The 228-nt window shown below is 63.2% G+C and carries 1 pseudogene; it reads left to right on the top strand.

Annotated features, from left to right (window positions below):
• Positions 1-228, top strand: a pseudogene (locus BST15_RS21085) (13E12 repeat family protein); the annotation flags it as partial.

Genomic DNA, 228 nt, shown 5'->3' with positions numbered 1-228 from the left:
GCCACGCCCACCACTACCTACGCATCTACGACGGCGCAAAAGAACTCGCGCTGTTCCACACCAAGCGATTGGCCTCGCCGGGGCAGCGGATCGTGTTGTATGCCAAAGAACGCGGGTGCTCGCATCCCAACTGCCCCATATCGGGCTATCACTGCGAGGTGCATCACGACTCCGACTACGCCACAACCCGCCGCACCGACATCACCGATCTGACCCTGCGCTGCGGCC

Source organism: Mycolicibacter arupensis, from assembly GCF_002086515.1.
In the GTDB taxonomy this organism is placed as follows: Bacteria; Actinomycetota; Actinomycetes; order Mycobacteriales; family Mycobacteriaceae; genus Mycobacterium; species Mycobacterium arupense.
Note: the sequence above shows the minus strand (reverse complement) of the source record. Positions and strands in the feature narration are given on the sequence as shown.